Raw genomic sequence first — 20,834 nt, 5'->3', positions numbered from 1 at the left:
TAGCTGCCATGACCACCTACCAGGCCGACCACACGTTGCTGCTGGCCTTGCCCGCGTTTGCGCCCGCCGTGGTGGTGGTCGGGGTGGTCGTCTACATCGCGATGCGGGACCGACGAAAGGGAGACGTGGCTCACAGTGAAGGTGAGGACGACGCAGGCCAAGATGGTTCACCGTGACCAACCGTAGAAGCAGTTTTATCGTCGTGGCGACCGCTCTCGCACTGGTGACGGCCGGTTGTGGCGGATCGGAGAATTCCGATGGCACGGGCAGTGCGGCGAGCAGCCCGGCCACCCCGTCAGAGTCCACCGTCAGCCCGTCGGACATGACCGATCAGCAGCAGGCACCCAACCGCCTGGTGATCGACGTGACCATCAAGGGTGGCGAGGTGACCCCGACCAACGCCCAGTTGCAGGCGAAGGTCAAGGATCCGATCGTGGTGCGGGTCAACAGCGACGCCGCCGATGAACTCCATGTGCACTCCAATCCCGAGCACACCTTCAAGATCGAGCCACGCAATGGCCAGCAGTTCCAGTTCACCGTCGACGTTCCCGGCACCGTCGACATCGAACTGCACCAGCTGAACCGCGTCATCGCCAGCGTGCAAGTGCAGCAGTGACTTCGGACCGGACCGCGCTACTGGCCCATGGCCTCGGCGGTTCGACCGATCTTCCGATTCCGTACACGTACGCGCTGATCGGTGCGGCGTGGACGCTGACGTTCACCTTCGCCGTCGTGGCCCTGGCCTGGCGGCGGCCGAGATTCGATCCCGCGAAGCCGGGACGGCCGCTGCCGGGCTGGGTGACGACCGTGGTGGATTCCCCCGTCACCCGGTGGACGGTCGGCCTGCTCGCGCTCGCGTTCACCGGGTGGGTCGCGGTCGCCGCGTTCGTCGGGCCGCAGGACGCGTCGAATCCGCTGCCCGGTGTCTTCTACGTGTTGCTGTGGGTCGGCCTGGTCGCGCTGTCCCTTCTGATGGGTCCGGTGTGGCGGGTCATGTCGCCGGTGCGAACCGTGTACCGGCTCTTGCCGCACACCGATCGCCGCTATCCCGAACGCCTCGGCTACTGGCCCGCCGCGGCGGGCCTGTTCGCCTTCGTGTGGCTCGAGCTCGCCAGCCCGGATCCGGGATCGCTTGCGGCCATCCGTAACTGGCTGCTCGTGTATCTCGCGGTGACGTTCGCGGGCGCGGTGTGCTGGGGTGAGCGATGGTTGTCGCGCGCCGACCCGTTCGACGTGTACAGCATGGTGGCGTCGCGGTTGTCGCCGCTGCGCCGATCCGACGGCCGCATCGCGATCGGGAACCCGTTCGATCATCTGCCGTCGTTGCCGGTGCGGCCAGGTGTCGTCGCGGTACTCGCGGTGCTGCTCGGCTCGACGGCATTCGACAGCTTCTCGGCGATGCCGCAATGGCGCAATTTCGTCGATGACAACTCCGGTTCGGCGCTCGAAGCCTCCCTGATCCGCACGGCTGGATTGCTGGTGTTCGCCGCCACGGTGGCGGGGACGTTCTGGTTGGCCGCCCGCGCCACCGGCGGGGTGGACCGCGAACGCCGCCGCGAGCTGCCCGGCCTCATGGCGCATTCACTCATCCCGATCGTGATCGGCTACGTGTTCGCCCACTACCTGTCCTACCTCGTCGAGAAGGGCCAGCAGACCGTCATCCTGCTGTTCGGTCTCGACGGTGTCGAGGTCAATTACTTTCTGTCGCAGCATCCCTCGCTGTTGGCGACGCTCAAGGTGGGCTTCGTGCTCGCCGGTCACGTGGCCGGGGTGATCGCCGCGCACGACCGCGCGCTACGGCTGCTGCCCAAACCGAACCAGTTGACCGGGCAGCTCGCGATGATGCTCGTGATGGTGGGCTACACGTTCACCGGGTTGTACCTGCTGTTCGGCGGGTAGTTTCTACGGGCATGAAGGCACTCATCGTCGTCGACGTGCAGAACGATTTCTGCGAGGGCGGCTCGCTTGCCGTGGCCGGCGGTTCGGCGGTGGCGCGCGGTATCACCGAACTGTTGGCCGGCGACCACGGCTATCACCATGTCGTGGCGACCAAGGATTTCCACATCGATCCGGGTGAGCATTTCTCCGACACCCCCGACTTCCGGGTGTCCTGGCCGCGTCACTGCGAGGCTGAGACGCCGGGAGCCGAGTTTCATCCGGAGTTCGACGCGTCGACGGTTGAGGCCGTGTTCAAGAAGGGCCACTACTCGGCGGCCTACAGCGGATTCGAGGGCACCGACGAGTCCGGCACGACGCTCGCGGACTGGCTGCGGCAGCGTGGCGTCGACACGGTGGACGTCGTGGGCATCGCGACCGACTACTGTGTCGCGGCCACCGCGACCGACGCCGCCAGGGCCGGATTCACGACGCGCGTCCTGACGAGGCTGACGGCCGGCGTCGCACCGGACAGCACCGCGTCGGCGGTGAGCGAATTGCGGACTGCCGGAATCGAAGTCAGTTAGTCGGGTCGACCGGGCGGCCGGTCCAGCGCGGGTCGCGGCGCTCGGTGTGGGCGCGCACGCCTTCGCGCGCGTCGTCGTGGCCCATCAGTCGCAGATGGATCTCGGTCTCTCGCGCACCGACGGCCTGCCGGTCGAGGTCGAACGAATCCCACAGGAGCCGCTTGCTGGCCGCGACCGACATCGGCGCGGTGTTGACGGCGATGTCGTGCGCCAACTCGAGCGCCGCGGGCAGCACGTCGTCCGCGGGCAGGACCCGGCTGCCGAGGCCGAGTTGCACGGCGCGGTGCCCGTCGAAAGTCGCGCCGCTCAACAGGATCTCGGCGGCGTTGGCGAGCCCGACCAGGCGCGGCAGGATCCAGTGCGAATACGCGTCGCCAACCATGCCCCGCCGCGTCTGCACCACGCCGTAGCGCGCGTCGGCCGCGAAGAACCTGATGTCGCACTGCAACGCCAGCGTCAGGCCGAGCCCGATCGCGTGACCGTTGATCGCGGCGATGACCGGCTTGCCCAGCGTCCACGCCGGCACCGCGATGCCCGCGGCGCTGAACTCGGGCCCCGGCTCGGTGAACGTGCGCTCGCCCGCAGCGAGGTCTGCGCCCGCGCAGAACGCGGGCGGTGCCCCGGTCAGGACGATCACCCTGACGTCGTCGTCGGCGTCGCAGCGCGTGTACGCGTCGGCCAGTTCGGCACCCATTCCGTCGCCGAACGCATTGCGCTGTTGCGGGCGGTCGAGCGTGATGGTTGCAACAGAATTTTCGAGTTTGAACCGCAGCGTCCGGTAGTCGGGCAGGTCAGGGCTGGTGGGCAAAGGTGGCTCCATCTCGCGCGCACGAGGTCGAACTGTTGGTCCAGTGTGCATTGCGCCACCGCTCGACCGTCGCAGCCGTAAGGTCGATTTGTGCATCCCGCAGATCGAACCTCCGAGACCGAACTGGAAATCTGGCGGGGCAAGGCCTACCCGCTCGGCGCGACCTATGACGGCTCCGGCACCAATTTCGCATTGTTCAGTGAGGTTGCCGAACGTATCGAGCTGTGTCTGTTCGACGACGACGGCGCCGGTGGCGTGCGGGAGACGCGGATCGCCCTGCCCGAGGTCGACGGCTTCGTGTGGCACGGGTTCATCCCCGGCATCGAACCCGGCCAACGCTACGGCTATCGCGTGCACGGACCGTACGATCCCGGCGCGGGCCACCGCTGCAACCCGAACAAACTGCTGCTCGATCCGTACGCCAAGGCCATCGACGGCGCGTTCACGTGGGGGCAGGAACTGTTCTCCTACAACTTCGGCGATCCGGACAGCCGCAACGACGAGGACTCGGCGGCCAGCATGCCGAAGTCCGTGGTGATCAACCCGTACTTCGACTGGGGCACCGACCGCCCGCCCAAACACGAGTACGCCGACACCGTGATCTACGAGGCACACGTCAAGGGCCTGACCCAAACCCACCCCGACATCCCCGAGCAGATCCGCGGCACGTACACGGCCGTCGCGCACCCGGTGATCATCGAGCATCTGCAGTCGTTGGGCGTCAATGCGCTCGAGCTCATGCCGATCCACCACTTCGCGAACGATTCGACGCTCGTCGACAAGGGACTGTCCAACTACTGGGGCTACAACACCATCGGATTCCTTGCGCCCGACCACAAGTACGGCTCCAGCGCCACCCCTGGCGGCCAGGTGCAGGAGTTCAAGGCGATGGTGCGCGCCCTGCACGACGCGAACATCGAGGTGATCCTCGACGTCGTCTACAACCACACCGCCGAGGGCAACCACCTCGGGCCGACGCTGTCGATGCGCGGGATCGACAACGCGGCGTATTACCGGCTCGTCGATGACGACAAGCGTTACTACATGGATTACACCGGCACCGGCAACAGCCTCAATGTCGGCCATCCTCATTCGCTGCAGCTGATCATGGATTCACTGCGGTACTGGGTGACCGAAATGCACGTCGACGGGTTCCGGTTCGATCTGGCCGCGACGCTGGCCCGCGAATTCTACGACGTGGACCGGCTGGCCGCGTTCTTCGAACTCGTGCAGCAGGATCCGATCGTCAGCCAGGTCAAGCTCATCGCCGAGCCGTGGGATGTCGGGCCAGGCGGCTACCAGGTCGGCAACTTCCCGCCGCAGTGGACCGAATGGAACGGCAAGTACCGCGACACGGTGCGCGACTTCTGGCGTGGCGAACCGGCCACCCTCGACGAATTCGCCTACCGGCTCACGGGTTCGGCGGATCTCTACGAGCACACCGCCCGCAGGCCGGTCGCGTCGATCAACTTCGTCACCGCGCACGACGGCTTCACGCTGGCCGATCTGGTGTCCTACAACGACAAACACAACGAAGCCAACGGCGAGGACAACAAGGACGGCGAAAGCCACAACCGATCGTGGAACTGTGGCGTCGAAGGCCCGACGGACGACGCCGAGATCCTGGCGCTGCGCGCCCGCCAGCAGCGCAACTTCCTGACGACTCTGCTGCTGTCGCAGGGTGTTCCGATGATCAGCCACGGCGACGAGCTCAGCCGCACCCAGCGCGGCAACAACAACGGCTACTGTCAGGACAACGAGCTCACGTGGATCGACTGGGAGAACGCCGACGCCGACCTGCTCGAGTTCACCCGCTCGGTGTCGGCGTTGCGCGCCGCGCATCCGGTGTTCCGCAGGCGCCGCTTCTTCAGCGGCAAGCCGGTCGGCAGGCGGGGTGAGGCGGGCCTTCCCGACATCGCATGGTTCGCGCCCGACGGGTCGGAGATGACCGGTGAGGACTGGGGTTCGGGGTTCGCGAAGTCGGTCGCGGTCTTCCTCAACGGCCTCGGCATCCCCGACCGTGACGCCCGTGGGCAGCGGGTCACCGACGACTCGTTCTTCCTGTGTTTCAACGCGCACTACGAGCCCATCGAATTCGCTTTACCGCCGACCGAATTCGGGGCCGAGTGGGTGCCGGTGATCAGCACCGCCGCAAATCCGTCCACCGAACCGATCGCGGCCGGTGCACACGTCAGCGTCGAAGCACGCGCCGCGCTGGTGTTGCGGAGCGATCAACAATGACGCTTGCGTAGGGGTTGCTAACCGTTGCGATATCCCGGTGTGTACCAGGAAGTATGGTAACTTTTTCAAGTAGCAGCCGTGGCCGCCTAGCAGGCGCCGAGCAACCGCTTGGTGCCACCGGCCGGGCGGGCCGGGGGTAGAAGCCGAAGAGCGGCGGCAACTACCCTGCGGCCACGGCTGCGGCATCCACGCCCCTCTTGAACTCCTGGCCGAACCGGTGCCAACCCCTCCGACGTGAAATACCTCTGTTACAGAGTTATTGTGGTGGGTGTGGATGAACTGGTCGGCGAACTCTTCAACGTCGTCGGTCGCTTCCGGCGTCAGCTCCGCCGGTCGACCGGTGGCGGATTCGACGGAACCGGACTGACGCAGTCCCAAGGCGAGCTCCTGCGCCTGGTCGGTCGCCGGCCCGGGATCTCGGTGCGCGAAGCCGCGGCCGAGCTCAGCCTCGTCCCCAACACCGCGTCCACCCTGGTGTCGCGGTTGGTCGCGGACGGCATGCTGGTCAGGACGGTCGACGAGGCCGACCGCCGCGTCGGCCGGCTGCGGCTCACCCCGTCCGCACAGCGCATCGCCGACGAATCCCGGGCTGCCCGCCGCGCCGCACTGGCGGCCGTGCTCGCGCAACTCGACGACGCCCAGATCAAGGACCTGGCAAAGGGATTGGACGTGCTGTCCGAGCTCACCCGCCTGCTGCACGAGAAGGACACATGACCGAACAGCCACCCGCCATCGACTGCCGTCACCTGACTCACCGCTACGGTGAGTTCACCGCGGTCGATGACCTCACATTGCAAGTGCAGCCCGGCGAAACCCTGGGCTTGCTCGGTCCGAACGGCGCGGGCAAGACGACCGCCGTACGGGTGCTCACGACCCTGACCCCGGTTCAGAGCGGCGAAGTCCGTATCTTCGGCCTGAGCGCCGGCAAACACACCATGGACATCCGGCACAACATCGGCTATGTCCCACAGCAGCTTTCGATCGAGTCGGCGTTGACCGGACGCCAGAACGTGGAGCTGTTCGCGCGTCTGTACGACGTGCCACGGTCCGACCGAACCGAGCGCGTCACCGCGGCACTGGACTCGATGCAGCTGCTCGACGTCGCCGATACCGCGGCGGGCACCTACTCCGGCGGCATGGTGCGCCGCCTCGAGCTGGCACAGGCCCTGGTGAACCGGCCGCTGCTGCTGATCCTTGACGAACCGACCGTGGGCCTGGATCCGATTGCGCGCGACAGCGTCTGGGAGCAGGTGCGGCACATGCAGTCCGAATTCGGTATGACAGTGCTGCTGACGACGCACTACATGGGCGAAGCGGACGCGTTGTGTGATCGCGTGGCACTCATGCATCACGGCCGGTTGCAGGCCGTCGGCACGCCCGCAGAACTCAAGGCCGCGGTGTCTCACGAGACCGGCTCGGACGACGCCACGCTCGAAGACGTCTTCCGCCACTACGCGGGTTCGGATCTCGATGCCGAAACCCAGCATTCGGGTATCCGCGAAGTCCGCGCCACGAGAAGGACGGCCCGCCGTGTCAGTTGAATCCACCGCACGCACCCAACTGGTCTACGCGCCGCGGGGCTGGCGCCGCCTGCGCGGCCTGGTACTGCGGATGGGCGCGTTCGCGCTCGTCGAACTCCAGAAGCTCCGCCATGATCGGACCGAACTGTTCACGCGGTTGGTCCAGCCCGCACTGTGGCTGCTGATCTTCGGCCAGACGTTCAGCCGGTTGCACCTAGTCGACACCGGCGGACTGCCCTACCTGACGTTTCTGGCGCCGGGCATCATCGCGCAGTCCGCGCTGTTCATCTCGATCTTCTACGGCATCCAGATCATCTGGGACCGCGACGCGGGCATCCTGGCCAAGCTGATGGTGACACCGGCGCCCGCATCGGCACTGGTGACGGGTAAGGCGTTCGCGGCGGGCGTGCGGTCTGTCGTACAGGTCCTCGGCGTGGTCGTGTTGGCGTATCTCATGGGTATCGCGATGACGGTCAACCCGCTGCGGATCCTCGCCGCGATGGGTGTGGTGGTCCTGGGCTCGGCCTTCTTCGCGTGCTTGTCGATGACGCTGGCCGGGCTCGTGCGCAAGCGTGATCGGATGATGGGGATCGGCCAGGCCATCACCATGCCGTTGTTCTTCGCGTCCAACGCGCTCTATCCCGTCGACATCATGCCGGGCTGGCTGCACTGGTTGTCCGCGGTCAACCCGCTCAGCTACGAGGTGAACGCGCTGCGCGGGTTGCTGATCGGGACGCCGACGAACTGGCTGCTCGACATCACCGTCCTGGTGGTCGCGGCCGTGGCCGGGGTTGCGGTCGCATCGACGTTGCTGAGGCGGCTGGTTCGTTAGCGGGCGCGCATCGCGTCCGTCAGCGTCCAGACGGAGATTCCCAGCAGGGCAACGTCTTTGATCAGGAATCCCCCGGTCACCGAGAGCGCCGGGAACCCGCCCGCCGACGCCTCGAACACGCCCGGCGTGGTGAACAGGAAGCTGATCGTGGCGAGGAACAGCAGGATGGCGAGCAGGCTGCCGCCGATCGACACCTTCGGCCACCACGGCTTGACGGCCAGCAGTACCGCCGCGGTCAGTTCGAACACGCCGAGCAGGCTCGAGAACGCGCGCACCGAGAAGATCTCGTAGAGCCAGCCCATGAACGGGCTGGCCGCGACCAGCGGCTGGATGCCCGCGGCTTCGTAGGCCATGAACTTCAAGCCGCCGAACCAGGCGATCACCACCACCAGGCCGTATCGGGCCGCCAGGCCGGCGACGGTGTCGAGTGTGGTGTCGGTGCGATTCATCAAGGAGTTGTCGTTTGTCATGCCCCGTAGTGCATGGCGAATGCCGGACCGTTACACGGCCCAACCAACCGGTGGTTTAGTGTGCTGTCAGATCCACCGAGCAGGGAGACGGTCATGCAACTGGCGCTCACACCGGAGGAAGCAGCCTTCAGAGACGAGCTGCGCACCTTCTACACCACGAAGATCCCCGCTGAGATCCGCGAGCGGTCTCGTCAGGGTCTCGAACTGCGCAAAGAGGACTTCGTCACGGCGCACAAGATCCTGCACGAGCACGGCCTGGCGGTGCCGAACTGGCCGGTGGAGTGGGGCGGCAAGGACTGGACGCCGAACCAGCACCAGATCTGGCTCGACGAGATGCAGCTGGCCTGCGTCCCCGAGCCGCTGACCTTCAACGCCAGGATGGTCGGCCCGGTGATCGCCGAGTTCGGGTCGCAGGAGGTCAAGGAGCGGTTCCTGCCGCCGACCGCGGCGCTCGACATCTGGTGGTGCCAGGGCTTCTCCGAGCCCGAGGCCGGCTCCGATCTGGCCTCGCTGCGCACGACGGCGATCCGCGACGGCGACACCTACGTCGTGAACGGCCAGAAGACCTGGACCACGCTCGGCCAGCACGCCGACTGGATCTTCTGCCTCGTGCGCACCGACCCGAACGCGCCCAAGAAGCAGGCCGGGATCTCGTTCCTGCTGATCGACATGAACACGCCCGGCATCACACTACGGCCGATCAAGCTGGTCGACGGCAGCTTCGAGGTCAACGAGGTGTTCTTCGAAGACGTCCGGGTTCCCGCCGACCAGCTCGTCGGCGAGGAGAACCAGGGCTGGACGTACGCCAAGTTCCTGCTGGGCAACGAACGCACCGGCATCGCGCAGGTGGCCAGGACCAAGGTGCGCCTCGCCGAGGTCAAGGAACGTGCGGCAGCCAATGGGCTGCTGTCCGACCCGCTGTTCGCCGCCCGGCTGGCCGAGGCCGAGAACGACGTGCTCGCCCTTGAGCTCACCCAGATGCGGGTCACCTCGGCATCGGCCGACGGCAAGCCGAGCCCAGCCTCGTCGGTGCTCAAACTCCGCGGCAGCCAGCTGCAGCAGACCGCCACCGAGCTGCTCGTCGAGGTGGCCGGCCCCGACGCGCTTCCCTACGACGCGGGCGACATCGCCTCGCCCGAGTGGGCGCAGCTGGCCGCACCGCACTACCTGAACTATCGCAAGACCTCGATCTACGGCGGCAGCAACGAGGTACAGCGCACCATCATCGCGTCCACCATTCTCGGATTGTGAGTTGAGCCATGGATTTTCAGCTGACCGACGAACAGACCCTGCTGGCAGACACCACCCGTGACCTGCTGTCGGCGAGCTATGACGCCGAGACCCGCAACAAGGTCGTCGACGCCGACCCGGGCTACAACCCGCAGGTGTGGAGCCAGCTCGCCGACATCGGCGTCCTCGGGCTGGGATTCGACGAGGATTCCGGCGGCCAGATCGAGATCATGCTGGTGCTCAACGAGATCGGGCGCCAGCTGGCACCCGAACCGGTGCTGCACGGCGCGATCGGGCCTGGCGCGCTCATCGCCGAACAGGGCAGCGCCGACCAGCGGGCCCTGCTCGACGAGGTGGCCGCCGGACAACGCTTGCTGGCGTTCGCCCACGCCGAGCCCGGGCCGCGCGGCGCCGCGATCGCCACGACCGCGGCCCGCGACGGGGATTCGTGGACGCTGACCGGCACCAAGAATCCGGTGCTGGCCGGCGACAGCGCCAACACCCTGATCGTCAGCGCCGCATTGCCGGACGGCGGGGTCGGGCTGTTCCTGGTCGACGCGTCGGGCAGCGGCGTCACGCGCACCGGCTACCGGACCTTCGACGGTAGGCGCGGTGCGCAGGTCGAACTCGCCGGCGCACCCGCCGAGCCACTCGGCGAAGCGGTCGACGCGACCGACGCGATCACCCGTGCGCTGGTGCGGATCTCGTCGGCGCTGTGCGCCGAGGCGGTCGGCGCGATGGACGAGGCGCTGCGCTTGACGACCGATTACCTCAAGCAGCGCAAGCAGTTCGGGGTCACGCTGAGCAAGTTCCAGACGCTCACGCAACGGGCCGCCGACATGTACATGTCCTTGGAACTGGCGCGCAGCATGGCCGATTACGCCGCGATGTCGATCGCCGACGGCCAGTTCGACCCGGTGATCGCGGCGCGCGCGAAGCTACAGATCGGCCGTTCGGGCAGGCACATCGCGCAGGAGTCCATCCAGCTGCACGGCGGCATCGGCATCACCGCAGAGTACCCCGTCGGGCATTACGCCGCGCGGCTCACCGCGATCGAGCACACCCTCGGCTCGTCGCAGGACCAATTGCACACGCTCATCGGTCAACTCGCCGACTACGAGATCGTCACGCTGTAACGGCGGGTCAGCCCACCAGCCGGGCCACGGAACCCATCGGGATGGGTAACCAGCTCGGCCGGTGTCTGGCCTCATAGGCCGCTTCGTAGACCGCCTTGTCGAGTTCATAGGCGGCCAGCAGCTCGGGCTGATCGCGCGGATCGGCGCCCGCGACAACCGCATAGCCGTCGCAGAACGCCGCACTGTTGCGGTCCACCCATTCGCGGGCGCGCGCCGCGAGTTGCCGGGCCCGGTCCTCGTCGGCCGCCTGCTCCACCAGCCGCTGGTGTGCGGCGTACTCGAAAGACCGGAGTATGCCCGCGACGTCGCGCACCGGTGAATCCGGGCGCCTGCGTTGTTCGAGCGGCTGGCCGGGTTCGCCCTCGAAGTCGATCAGGAGCCACCGCTCGGGCGTGCGCAGCACCTGACCGAGGTGAAGGTCGCCGTGCACGCGTTGCACGGTGACGAGTTCACCGGCGAGCTTGTGATAGCGCTCCTCGATCAGCGGAACATACTCGCGCAGTTGCGGTACCGCCTCAACGGCGGCCGCAAGCCGCTGCAGCATGATCTCCGTCGGGAAGGGTGCGGACTCGGCGCCGAGCGCATCGGCCAGGCACGCGTGCACCGACGCGACGGCTTCGCCGAGCCGGTACGACTCACCGGCGAAGTCGCCGCCGACCTCGTCGGCGTACAGATCGCCCTCGGCATAGAGATCGCGCGTGCTGGCGGTCGCCATGTCCCAGCCCTCGGCGGAGTTCGCGGCGAACTCGGTGACCATACCCAACGCGTAAGGTGCACCGTCCCAGGTGGTTTCGAACGAACCGAGCAGCCGGGCCACATGCGGGTTGTCGGCCCTTGCCAGGACACGGTTGAGTTCGATGTCGGGATGCACGCCGGGCGTGATACGCCGGAACACCTTCAGCACGGCGTCCTGTCCGAACACCACGCTGGTGTTGCTCTGCTCGGCCGACGACACGCGCGGCGGGGCGTCCAGCGGCAGTTCGGCATCGGGCTCGCTGGAGAACCTCACCCCGTCGACGGTCGCGGATTCGCCGATGAGCGACAACAGGTATCGCGCGGCGTCCGGATCGTAGAGCGCGTCGTAGGCGGTGCGGTCGTCCTCTGATCCGATGGTCGCGACATTGCTGTATTCGTCGATCGGGCCTTTGATCTGCGCATGGTCGAATTCGACGATCACCTGGTACCGCTCGGAGGCGCCGCCGGCATAGCTCACGTCGAGCAGCACCAACTTCAAGCCATCGCGCAGTGTCGCCACCATACCTGGTGTGGCAGAGGTCAATTCACGGTTGCGGCCGGCATACCACCGTTGCTGGGACAGCCATTCGCCAAAAGGAATATTCATCACTGTGCTCCCGGTTCTGGGTCAGGCTCACGAAGCTCGAACCAGTAGAACCCGTGCCCCGGCAGGGTGAGCAGGTACGGCAGTTGGCCGATACTGGGAAACTCGACATAGCCGGACATCTCAACTGGAATGTAGCCCATCCACTCCTGCAGGTTCAGCTCGATGGGCTGCGGGAAGCGCGACAGGTTGTTGACGCACAACACGGCGTCTTTGGTCCCGCTGTCCCCGTTGCCGCCGTCGATCTCGCGGACGTAGGCGAGCACCGAAGGGTTGGAACCGCCCAATTCCCGGAATGATCCGACGGCGAACGCATCATGACGGCTCCGCACCGACAACATGTTGCGCGTCCAGTTCAGAAGCGAATTGGAGCTGTCGCGCTGTGCCTCGACGTTGACCGACTGGTACCCGTAGATCGCGTCCTGGTTGGGCGGCAGATACAGCCGGCCCGGATTGGCCTTGGAGAATCCCGCGTTGCGGTCCGGTGTCCACTGCATCGGCGTGCGCACGCTGTCGCGGTCGCCCAGCCAGATGATGTCGCCCATGCCGATCTCGTCGCCGTAGTAGAGCACCGGCGAACCCGGCAGCGACAACAGCATCGCGGTGAACAGCTCGATCTGGTTGCGGTCGTTCTCCAGAAGCGGTGCGAGCCTGCGGCGGATGCCGACGTTGGCCTTCATCCGCGGATCCTTGGCGTACTCGGCGTACATGTAGTCGCGCTCTTCGTCGGTGACCATCTCGAGCGTGAGCTCGTCGTGGTTGCGCAGGAAGATTCCCCATTGCGCCATGTCGGGTATCGGCGGTGTCTGCGCGAGGATCTCCGAGATGGGGAAGCGCGACTCACGCCGCACGGCCATGAATATGCGTGGCATCAACGGGAAATGGAAGGCCATATGGCATTCGTCGCCACCCGTGGCGGGATCGCCGAAGTACTCCACGACATCGGCAGGCCACTGGTTGGCCTCGGCGAGCAGCACCCGCCCGGGAAATTCGTCGTCGATCACCTTGCGGCACTTCTTGAGGAACGCGTGCGTCTCGGGCAGGTTCTCGCAGTTGGTGCCTTCGCGTTCGAACAAGTAGGGCACCGCGTCGAGCCGGAAGCCGTCGATACCGAGGTCCAACCAGAACCTCAGCACGTCGATCATCGCTTCCTGCACGGCCGGGTTGTCGTAGTTGAGGTCGGGCTGGTGGGAGAAGAACCGGTGCCAGTAGAACTGGCGGCGGACGGGGTCGAAGGTCCAGTTCGACTCCTCGGTGTCGACGAAGATGATCCGCGCATCGGGATACTTGTCGCTCGTGTCGCTCCAGACGTAGTAGTCGCCGTACGGCCCGTCGGGGTTGCGCCGGGACTCCTGGAACCACTCGTGCGAGTCCGAGGTGTGGTTCATCACGAGGTCGGTGATCACCCGGATCCCGCGCCGGTGTGCGGCATCGAGGAGTTCGACGAAGTCGTCGACCGTGCCGAACTCGGGCAGCACGCGGTAGAAGTCACGGATGTCGTAACCACCGTCGCGCAGCGGGGAATCGTAGAACGGGGGCAACCACAGGCAGTCGACCCCGAGCCATTTCAGGTAGTCGAGCCGCTCGGTCAGGCCACGCAGATCGCCGACGCCGTCGGCGTTGGTGTCGTGGAACGCCCGCACCAGGACCTCGTAGAAGACCGCCCGCTTGAACCAGCTGCGGTCGGTCGGCAGGGTCCTGGCATGAGCGAAATCCTCAGCGGTCGGATGCTCCACCACGCCTGCCTCGACGTGGCTTCCCTGGTTGACGTCCATCTCCCTCCCATCCTCGGTTCAACGTACCCACTTCGAAGGTGTTGGACACCCGGGAACCATGCGCGATCCGCCTCCGGCTTCGCGCTACGGCCGAAACGATCGTGCAGCAACGCTATTCACTGTGGACGCCACGTTTGCGGAAAAACTAACGGTTGAATAAGAGCCGACGGCGGGTTAGGTTTTCCCCGATTTGATCTTGTCGCCGGCTTCACCGCCGGCGATCGAAATACACATTCGACGAGGGATGGCCTGTGGCTGAGTCGGCACCTAATGATGGTGAAGCACCCGTAATCGTTGGTCTGTCCGATGCGGCGATGCACATGTACACCGCCGCCATCGACGCGCTGCCGCATGTGGGCGATGCAGAGTTCCCGGAGCGGGCCGCAGTGGTGCTCAGCGGTCTGCGCAAGCTGCAGGCCTCGCTGTCCGAGGCCGCCGGGCGCAGCCGCGTCACGCCGTCGGTCATCGTCGCGCTGAGCGGAGTGCGCAGCCGCTACGACGACCTGATGGTCACCGCGGCCGAAGGTCCGGGAGCCACGCTGGGCCAGCGGCTCTACGTCGCGCGCATGCGGGCCAAGCTCACCACCGCGGAGGCGGCCAACGGCATCGGCGTTCGCCAGGACCTCATCGAGGCGGTGGAAGCCGAGGAGCCGGCGACCGAGTCCGAGACCGCACAGATCAAGGAGCTCATCGCCGCACTGGGCGGCTGAGCAGTCACACAGTCGGCCTCAGCGCAGGAACCGACGGATCGCCGGGGCGTAGCCGGCAACGGCCGGCTGCGCGCGGCGATAGCCCACGAATCCGGCGACCGCCGTCAGCAGCACGAGCGCGATGACTCCCGGCACGGCAGTCCGCAGATCCGGCGCGACCGCCCGCGGCGTGGCATCGGGTAGGGCCGACAGATTGCGCTCGAGGAAACGTAACGGGCCGTAGATGCGGACCGGCTGGACCGACGCGATGGGCACCGCGTGCTCGACCGGTCCGGCTTGGCGCTCGGCAACAGCCACGGGCTTTGCCCGTACGGTCACCGCCGGTGGACTGGGCGGTGTCACCGGCGCAGCGGCGACGGGCTTGGCGGCAGGCGTCCGGATCTCGATCCGCGTGGCACGCACGATCGGGCGGGCACGCGTCGCACGAGCCGGCTTTCCGCCCACCCGGGCTGCCCGATCCCCACCGGCGAACGTCGCGAAATAGTCTGAGCCGTTCGCGTCTTTTCGGGCCCTCGCAGGCGTCGGGGGTCCGGGCGAAACGCTGATTCCGTCCAGCGGGCCATCGTCGCAGGGCCCCGTTGCCCGGGCGGCCGATGCGCTGACGACGGCGCACACGAACAGCACGGCCAACACGGCGAGCACGGCCAGCACCGCGCACGCCCGCTCCGACGCCCTCGCCACAGTTTCCCCGATCCGGATACGTTGATTGCCAGGAATCTGTGCACCTCATCGTGATGCCAGGCTACCAACGTGTTTCGTCGCCAGCCATAGTAGTACGGAATTTGCCGAAATTGCGCGTCCACTTGGCTGGCCGCTTCGGCGGTAGGGTTCGTGCGTGGCACTTCGCGACTCACGTGGAACTCGTCGCTCGCGCGACCATGGCGATCCGGGGGACGCACCATCGGCTCCGCCTCCGCTCACTCCGGTCGGCGATGCCGCGCGGCCGTCGGCCGCCGAAGAGGCCCGCACGATCGCGGCCTCCACCAACACCGGCACCCTCGCGACGCTGACCGAGGACGGCGACCCGTGGGCGTCGTTCGTGACGTACGGCCTGCTCGGCGGGTCGCCGGTGCTGTGCGTGTCGAACCTCGCCGAGCACGGCCGGAATCTGGCGGGCGACCCGCGCGCCAGCATCGCGATCGTCGCGCCGAAGACCGAGTCGGATCCGTTGGCAAGCGGTCGCATCACCCTTGCCGGCGTGGCCGAGCGCCCGGCGGGCGACGAGCTCGCGGCCGCCCGCGACGCGCACCTGGCCGCCGTCGCGGCGGCGAAGTACTACATCGACTACAGCGACTTCTCGGTGTGGGTGCTGCGCGTGCACCGGGTGCGCTGGGTGGGCGGCTACGGCCGGATGGACTCCGCGACCGGTGCGGACTACGCGGCCGCCGAGCCCGATCCGGTGACACCGCGGTCCGCCGGGGCGATCGAGCATCTCAACGCCGACCATGCCGATTCGCTGACCGCCATGGCGCGCACGCTCGGCGGCTACCCCGACACCACCGCGGCGGTGTGCACGGGCGCCGACCGCTACGGTCTGGATCTGCGGGTGACCACCGATCGGGGCATCGCCTACACCCGCGTCGGGTATGCCGCACCGATCGGCTCGTACGACGAGCTGCGCGGCGCCACAGTCGAATTGGCGCGGCGCGCCCGGCAGGGCTGAGCTGCCCGACGGCACGGCTCACCTGGTGCAATACGATCGCGGTATGCCCGCTGCGACCGAACGCCCGGAGACCTGGCAAGCCGCCTTCGACCTGATCCGCACCCGCGGCTACGAGCATCGCGAAGAGCCGTTCCGGCTCGTCAGCGGTCAGCTCAGCCACGACTACATCGACGGCAAGTACGCGATCGACACCGGCGAGCGCATGACGATCGTCAGCCGCGCGGTCGCCGACCTGGCCGCCGCCCGGGGCATCGAGTTCGATGCCGTCGGCGGGTTGACCATGGGCGCCGACCCGCTCGCGCACGGCGTCGCGATGGTGACCGGCAAGGCGTGGTTCTCGGTCCGCAAAGAGCAGAAGTCACGAGGCCGTGAGCAGTGGATCGAGGGCACCCGGCTCGAACCGGGCACGCGCGTGCTCCTGGTCGACGACGTGATCAGCACGGGCGGCTCGACCGAGATCGCCTATGAGCGCGTGACCGCGGCGGGTGCGGTGGTCACCGGGGTCATCCCGATGGTCGATCGCGGCGACGTGGCCGCGGGCCGATTCGCCAAGCGCGGGGTGCCGTTCGCGGCGCTGGTGACCTACCGCGACCTCGGCATCGAGCCCGTCAAGGACGTCTAGGGCTCAGACCACCAGCACCGGCACCGGGTCGATCCCGACGCTCACGGCCGCACCGGCTTCGAAGGTGCGCGCCTGCCCACTCGTCAGCTGCGCATGGATCACCGAGCCGTCCGGCAGCGTCACGTACACGCGCGAGATCGGTCCGAGAAACGCCACGGACGCCACCGTCGCGGCGCCGGCCGGGTCGGCTCGCACCGTGACCGACTCGGGCCGCACCATCGCCGTACCCGCGCCCGCGGTCACCGATCCGGGCAGGGTCGGGACGGCCACGCCCAGCAGGTGTGCCCGCCCGCCCGACACCTCGGCCGCGACCTTGTTGTGCAGCCCGACGAACTCGGCGACGAACGGGGTCGAGGGGTTCGCGTACAACTCGGCAGGCGCCGCGAGTTGCTCGAGTTTGCCCTGGCTCATCACGCCGACCCGATCGGCAACCGCGAGAGCCTCCTCCTGGTCGTGGGTGACGAACAGTGTCGTCGTTCCGACCTCGAGCTGCACCCGCCGGATCTCGTCGCGCAACTGCGCGCGCACCTTGGCATCGAGCGCCGACAACGGCTCGTCGAGCAGCAGTACGCGCGGCTGGATCGCCAGGGCCCGCGCGAGTGCGACGCGCTGCTGCTGACCACCCGACAGCTCGCTCGCGTACTTGTGTTTGTGGGCGGCCAGACCGACCAGGTCGAGCATGTCGGCGGCCCGGGAAACCCTCTCCCCCTTGGCTTTTCCGCGCATCTTCAGGCCGAACGCGACGTTGTCCAGCACGGTCAGGTGCGGGAAAAGGCTGTAGGCCTGGAACACCATGCCCATGTCGCGCTTATTGGCGGGAACCGAACTGACATCCTGGCCGCCGACGAGCACGGTGCCCGACGTCGCCTCGTCGAGCCCGGCCACGATGCGAAGGGCCGTGGTCTTGCCGCAGCCGGACGGTCCGAGCAGCGCCACGAGCTCGCCCGGCTCGATGCGCAGGCTCAGCCCGTCGAGCGCCTTGACGTTGCCGTAGGCGCGCGTGAGGTCATTCAACTCGACCGCCACACTCGGACCGCTCACGCCTGTTCTCCTAACCTGCGCCGCCCACGCGTGACGACCGCCAAAGCCAACAACAATACGAATCCGAGCAGCAGGACGGCCAGCGAGGCGGCGACCGACGTGGGGCCGTCGCTCTTGCCGATCGCGACGATCTGCACCTGCAGCGTCGTGAAACCGCTGAGCGAGGCGATGGTGTACTCACCGAGCACGACGGCAATGGAGATGAACGCCGCGGACAGGATGCCCGACCAGATGTTGGGCACGATCACCCGCACGATCGTGGTGAACCAGCCGGCGCCCAGTGAGCGGGCCGCCTCCGCCAGCGTCTGCAGGTCGATGGCGGCCAGTGCGGAATCGATGGACCGGTAGGCGAACGGCAGCACGAGCACGATGTAGACGAAGGTCAGCGTGAGCGCCGACTCGCCGAGAAAGTAAGTCACCCACAGGTATACGTTGCGCAGCCCCACCACGATCACCAGCGCCGGGATGGTCAGCGGCAGCAGACACAGGAATTCGACGATCCCGCTCGCCCACCGCGCGCGCAGCCGGACCCAGATCATGGTGGGTACCAACAGGATCAGCATGCCCGCGACGGTGAACACCGCGAGCAGCAGCGAGATCACGATGGACTGGTAGAGCGCATCGTCGGCCACGAGGTTGCGCCAGGCCGCCAGGGTGCGTCCGCCCTCGATCAGGTTGCGGGTCGAGAAGTCGGCCATCGCGTAGAGCGGGAACAGGAAGAACAGCCCGAACACGATCCACAGCGCGACCCGTGCGACGCGCCTGACACTCATTTGAGCCACCGCGCGGTCCGGCGCACCAGCAGGTTGTAGGCGATCATCACGGCCGCGACCACCACGATCATCTCCAGCGCGAGCGCGTAGGCGAATCCGGACTGCCCCAGAACCACTTCGCTGGTGAGCGCGGCGCGGATCAACAACGGCACGATCGGGCTGCCCTGGCTGACCAACGCCGCCGCGGTCGCATATGCGGCGAATGCGTTGGCGAACAACAGCAGCGCCGAGCCGAGGAACGCCGGGGTCAGCAATGGTACGGCAACCTCACGCAGGTACTGCCACGTCGACGCGCCGAGGCTCACGGCGGCTTCGCGCCACTGCTCACGCAGTCCCTCAAGGGCCGGGATGAACACGATGACCATGAGCGGGATCTGAAAGTAGGTGTACACCAACGTCAGTCCGGCCAGCCCGTACAGCCAGCCGGATCCGGCCAGATCCCACCCGAGGTGCTCGGCCGCCCACAGCGTCAGCACACCGTTGAGGCCGATCGTCGCGAGAAACGCGAAAGCCAGTGCCACACCGCCGAACTGCGCCAGCACGCTGCACAGCGCCAGCACCGAACGGCGCAGCATCGACGTCGGCGGCGAACTGACGATCAACCAGGCCAGCACCGCACCGAGCACCGCGCCGAGCAGTGCGGTGCTCGCCGACAGCAGCACGCTCTTGCCGAGCGCCGCAAGTGCGGTGCCGGAGAACAGCGCGGCGATGCGTTCGAGCGAGAACGTTCCGTCGGCGAAGAACGCCATGACGATGACCGTCGCGGTCGGCACGATCAGAAAGATCGTGACCACCGCGAAGAACGGCAGCAGCGGCAGGGCGTCGCGGATTCGCCGAACCAGGGTTCGACCATCCATCGGCCGCGTCAGCCGATCGCCTTGGCCCAGTTGTCGGCGAGATACTTTGTGGCGGCTTCTGTTTGCGCCTGGGTCGGAATGGTGACCGGGCCGTCGATGACCGGGAGGTCGCCGAAGGACGCCTTGTCGACGGTGCCTGCCGCGGCCATCTGGTCGGCACGCACCGGGCGGACACCGCCTGCGGCATAGAGGTTCTGGCCCTCGTCGCTGTACAGGAACTCCTGCCAGAGCCGGGCGGCCGCCGGATGCGGTGCATCCTTGTTGATGGCCTGGTAGTAGTAGCCGGCCACGGCCGCGTCGTGCGGCACCAGCACCTGCCAGCCCGGCACCTTCTTGCTTTCGGTGGCGTTGAGGTAGTTCCAGTCGATCACGACGGGTGTCTGACCCGACTCGATCGTGGCCGGGGTCGGGTCGACCGGCAGGAAGTTGCCTGCCTGCTTGAGCTTGGAGAAGAACTCGACGCCGGGTGCGATGTCGTCGGCGGATCCGCCCTGCGACACCGCGACCATCAGCACGCCCGAGAAGCCCGCGCCGGCCTGCGTGGGGTCACCGTTGAGCGCGACCTTGCCGTGATACTCGGGTTTGAGCAGATCGTTGACGCTCGTGACCGGCGGGACCTTGCTGGAATCGAAACCGATCGACATGAAGCCGCCGTAGTCGTTGACCCAGGCGCCGTTGGGATCTTTGAACTTGGCCGGGATGTCGTCGAACGTGGCCACCTTGTAGGGGGCAAACATCGAGACGTTCGCCAGCGCTACCGACTGCCCGAGATCGAACACGTCGGGCGCGGTGCTCTTGCCCTTCTGCTGATTGGCGGCGTTGATCTCATCCTGGCTGGACGCGTCGGGTTGCGCCGAGTTGACCTTGATCCCGTACTTGTCCGAGAAGGCCTTGATGATCTCGCCGTAGTTAGCCCAATCCGGTGGCAGCGCAATCACGTTCAGCTCACCCTCGGCCTTCGCCGCCTCGACGAGCTTGTCCATTCCGCCGAAGTCGGCCGCCGACTTCGCTTCGGCCACCTTCACTCCGCTGTCGGTTTCACCGCCCGCGCTGTCCTTCTCGGGTGGGGCGCAGGCCGCGAGGCCCACGACTACCAGGGCCGAGGCGGCGACTGCGGCAGCCTTCGGGATGAACCGTGATGTGATCATGGGCCAAACCTTCCGATGGTCAAGAGGCGCCGCAGTGGCGCGCCGGTTACCGGATCTCGTCGTGCACCGGTCACCTGGGTGAACGGATCCGCGGGTACGTATTTCCGCACGAGACAGGCGCATCGCACCATATCGTGACCTCGGCGAACAGGGGGCGAGTTCGATGCCACTGCCATGCTTGCCCGGGTTTGCCGCGAATTTTCCCAG

The 20,834-nt window shown here is 67.0% G+C and carries 22 protein-coding genes; 13 read left to right on the top strand and 9 right to left on the bottom strand.

Features of this window, described 5'->3' with window-relative positions:
- Window positions 1-8: 8 nt before the first annotated feature.
- Genes ACOI2T_RS01070 through ACOI2T_RS01055 form a run of 4 tightly spaced genes read left to right on the top strand, consistent with a single transcriptional unit; the run spans window position 9 to window position 2,462 of the window.
- On the top strand, window positions 9-176 hold the full coding sequence (locus ACOI2T_RS01070) for a hypothetical protein (protein ID WP_198538970.1): 168 nt from the start codon (window positions 9-11) through the stop codon (window positions 174-176).
- On the top strand, window positions 173-616 hold the full coding sequence (locus tag ACOI2T_RS01065; protein WP_409504131.1) for a hypothetical protein: 444 nt from the start codon (window positions 173-175) through the stop codon (window positions 614-616). The genes ACOI2T_RS01070 and ACOI2T_RS01065 overlap by 4 nt, the downstream gene beginning before the upstream one ends.
- Window positions 613-1,899: a hypothetical protein gene (locus tag ACOI2T_RS01060; protein ID WP_409504130.1), complete on the top strand. Its 1,287-nt coding sequence runs from the start codon at window positions 613-615 to the stop codon at window positions 1,897-1,899. Before ACOI2T_RS01065 ends, ACOI2T_RS01060 begins: the two co-directional genes overlap by 4 nt.
- A gap of 11 nt (window positions 1,900-1,910) precedes the next feature.
- The gene (locus tag ACOI2T_RS01055) at window positions 1,911-2,462 is read left to right on the top strand and encodes an isochorismatase family protein (RefSeq protein WP_409504129.1); all 552 of its coding nucleotides are present in this window, start codon (window positions 1,911-1,913) and stop codon (window positions 2,460-2,462) included.
- Here the strand turns inward: ACOI2T_RS01055 and ACOI2T_RS01050 are convergent.
- Window positions 2,455-3,270 (bottom strand): enoyl-CoA hydratase/isomerase family protein, encoded by an 816-nt coding sequence (locus ACOI2T_RS01050; protein ID WP_409504128.1) that lies wholly within the window; start codon window positions 3,268-3,270, stop codon window positions 2,455-2,457. The genes ACOI2T_RS01055 and ACOI2T_RS01050 overlap by 8 nt on opposite strands.
- Before the next feature lie 90 nt (window positions 3,271-3,360).
- Between ACOI2T_RS01050 and glgX the strand changes: the two genes are divergently transcribed.
- From glgX to ACOI2T_RS01030, 4 genes are all read left to right on the top strand, one after another.
- A complete protein-coding gene (gene glgX, locus ACOI2T_RS01045; protein WP_409504127.1) occupies window positions 3,361-5,511 on the top strand; it encodes a glycogen debranching protein GlgX in 2,151 nt (716 codons plus the stop codon).
- 270 nt (window positions 5,512-5,781) lie between these two features.
- The gene (locus ACOI2T_RS01040; protein ID WP_409504126.1) at window positions 5,782-6,225 is read left to right on the top strand and encodes a MarR family winged helix-turn-helix transcriptional regulator; all 444 of its coding nucleotides are present in this window, start codon (window positions 5,782-5,784) and stop codon (window positions 6,223-6,225) included.
- Entirely contained in the window at window positions 6,222-7,052 is an 831-nt protein-coding gene (locus ACOI2T_RS01035) for an ATP-binding cassette domain-containing protein (protein WP_409504125.1), read from the top strand. The genes ACOI2T_RS01040 and ACOI2T_RS01035 overlap by 4 nt, the downstream gene beginning before the upstream one ends.
- A gap of 70 nt (window positions 7,053-7,122) precedes the next feature.
- Window positions 7,123-7,863 (top strand): ABC transporter permease, encoded by a 741-nt coding sequence (locus tag ACOI2T_RS01030; RefSeq protein ID WP_409504232.1) that lies wholly within the window; start codon window positions 7,123-7,125, stop codon window positions 7,861-7,863.
- On the opposite strand, the gene ACOI2T_RS01025 is transcribed toward ACOI2T_RS01030, so the two are convergent.
- Complete coding sequence (locus tag ACOI2T_RS01025) at window positions 7,860-8,312, bottom strand: YkgB family protein (protein WP_409504231.1); 453 nt, start codon at window positions 8,310-8,312, stop codon at window positions 7,860-7,862. The genes ACOI2T_RS01030 and ACOI2T_RS01025 overlap by 4 nt on opposite strands.
- 114 nt (window positions 8,313-8,426) lie before the next feature.
- Here ACOI2T_RS01025 and ACOI2T_RS01020 point away from each other — a divergent pair, with 114 nt between their 5' ends.
- Window positions 8,427-9,584: an acyl-CoA dehydrogenase family protein gene (locus ACOI2T_RS01020; RefSeq protein ID WP_409504124.1), complete on the top strand. Its 1,158-nt coding sequence runs from the start codon at window positions 8,427-8,429 to the stop codon at window positions 9,582-9,584.
- 8 nt (window positions 9,585-9,592) lie between these two features.
- Window positions 9,593-10,699: an acyl-CoA dehydrogenase family protein gene (locus ACOI2T_RS01015; RefSeq protein ID WP_409504123.1), complete on the top strand. Its 1,107-nt coding sequence runs from the start codon at window positions 9,593-9,595 to the stop codon at window positions 10,697-10,699.
- A 7-nt stretch (window positions 10,700-10,706) separates the two neighbouring features.
- Here ACOI2T_RS01015 and ACOI2T_RS01010 read toward each other — a convergent pair whose 3' ends face one another.
- Window positions 10,707-12,041, bottom strand: a complete 1,335-nt coding sequence (locus ACOI2T_RS01010) for a maltokinase N-terminal cap-like domain-containing protein (RefSeq protein WP_409504122.1) — start codon at window positions 12,039-12,041, stop codon at window positions 10,707-10,709.
- On the bottom strand, window positions 12,041-13,813 hold the full coding sequence (gene treS, locus ACOI2T_RS01005; RefSeq protein WP_085144646.1) for a maltose alpha-D-glucosyltransferase: 1,773 nt from the start codon (window positions 13,811-13,813) through the stop codon (window positions 12,041-12,043). The genes ACOI2T_RS01010 and treS overlap by 1 nt, the downstream gene beginning before the upstream one ends.
- Before the next feature lie 320 nt (window positions 13,814-14,133).
- Here treS and ACOI2T_RS01000 point away from each other — a divergent pair, with 320 nt between their 5' ends.
- Complete coding sequence (locus ACOI2T_RS01000) at window positions 14,134-14,523, top strand: hypothetical protein (protein ID WP_067855121.1); 390 nt, start codon at window positions 14,134-14,136, stop codon at window positions 14,521-14,523.
- 18 nt (window positions 14,524-14,541) lie between these two features.
- On the opposite strand, the gene ACOI2T_RS00995 is transcribed toward ACOI2T_RS01000, so the two are convergent.
- Window positions 14,542-15,204: a hypothetical protein gene (locus tag ACOI2T_RS00995; RefSeq protein ID WP_409504121.1), complete on the bottom strand. Its 663-nt coding sequence runs from the start codon at window positions 15,202-15,204 to the stop codon at window positions 14,542-14,544.
- Window positions 15,205-15,358: 154 nt separating this feature from the next.
- Between ACOI2T_RS00995 and ACOI2T_RS00990 the strand changes: the two genes are divergently transcribed.
- Window positions 15,359-16,186 carry a HugZ family pyridoxamine 5'-phosphate oxidase gene (locus ACOI2T_RS00990; RefSeq protein WP_409504120.1) on the top strand — a complete coding sequence of 276 codons (828 nt, stop codon included), beginning with the start codon at window positions 15,359-15,361 and terminating at the stop codon, window positions 16,184-16,186.
- A gap of 43 nt (window positions 16,187-16,229) precedes the next feature.
- A complete protein-coding gene (locus ACOI2T_RS00985) occupies window positions 16,230-16,808 on the top strand; it encodes an orotate phosphoribosyltransferase (RefSeq protein WP_067855118.1) in 579 nt (192 codons plus the stop codon).
- A gap of 3 nt (window positions 16,809-16,811) precedes the next feature.
- Here ACOI2T_RS00985 and ACOI2T_RS00980 read toward each other — a convergent pair whose 3' ends face one another.
- The 4 genes from ACOI2T_RS00980 to ACOI2T_RS00965 are packed head-to-tail and all read right to left on the bottom strand — an operon-like array spanning window position 16,812 to window position 20,627.
- On the bottom strand, window positions 16,812-17,849 hold the full coding sequence (locus tag ACOI2T_RS00980) for an ABC transporter ATP-binding protein (protein WP_409504119.1): 1,038 nt from the start codon (window positions 17,847-17,849) through the stop codon (window positions 16,812-16,814).
- Complete coding sequence (locus tag ACOI2T_RS00975; RefSeq protein WP_409504118.1) at window positions 17,846-18,622, bottom strand: ABC transporter permease; 777 nt, start codon at window positions 18,620-18,622, stop codon at window positions 17,846-17,848. The genes ACOI2T_RS00980 and ACOI2T_RS00975 overlap by 4 nt, the downstream gene beginning before the upstream one ends.
- On the bottom strand, window positions 18,619-19,479 hold the full coding sequence (locus ACOI2T_RS00970) for an ABC transporter permease (RefSeq protein ID WP_409504117.1): 861 nt from the start codon (window positions 19,477-19,479) through the stop codon (window positions 18,619-18,621). Before ACOI2T_RS00970 ends, ACOI2T_RS00975 begins: the two co-directional genes overlap by 4 nt.
- Before the next feature lie 8 nt (window positions 19,480-19,487).
- Window positions 19,488-20,627 carry an ABC transporter substrate-binding protein gene (locus ACOI2T_RS00965; RefSeq protein WP_409504116.1) on the bottom strand — a complete coding sequence of 380 codons (1,140 nt, stop codon included), beginning with the start codon at window positions 20,625-20,627 and terminating at the stop codon, window positions 19,488-19,490.
- Window positions 20,628-20,834 lie beyond the last annotated feature (207 nt).

Source organism: Mycolicibacterium wolinskyi str. Jessa 2025 (assembly GCF_049241375.1).
GTDB lineage: Bacteria > Actinomycetota > Actinomycetes > Mycobacteriales > Mycobacteriaceae > Mycobacterium > Mycobacterium wolinskyi.
Note: the sequence above shows the minus strand (reverse complement) of the source record. Positions and strands in the feature narration are given on the sequence as shown.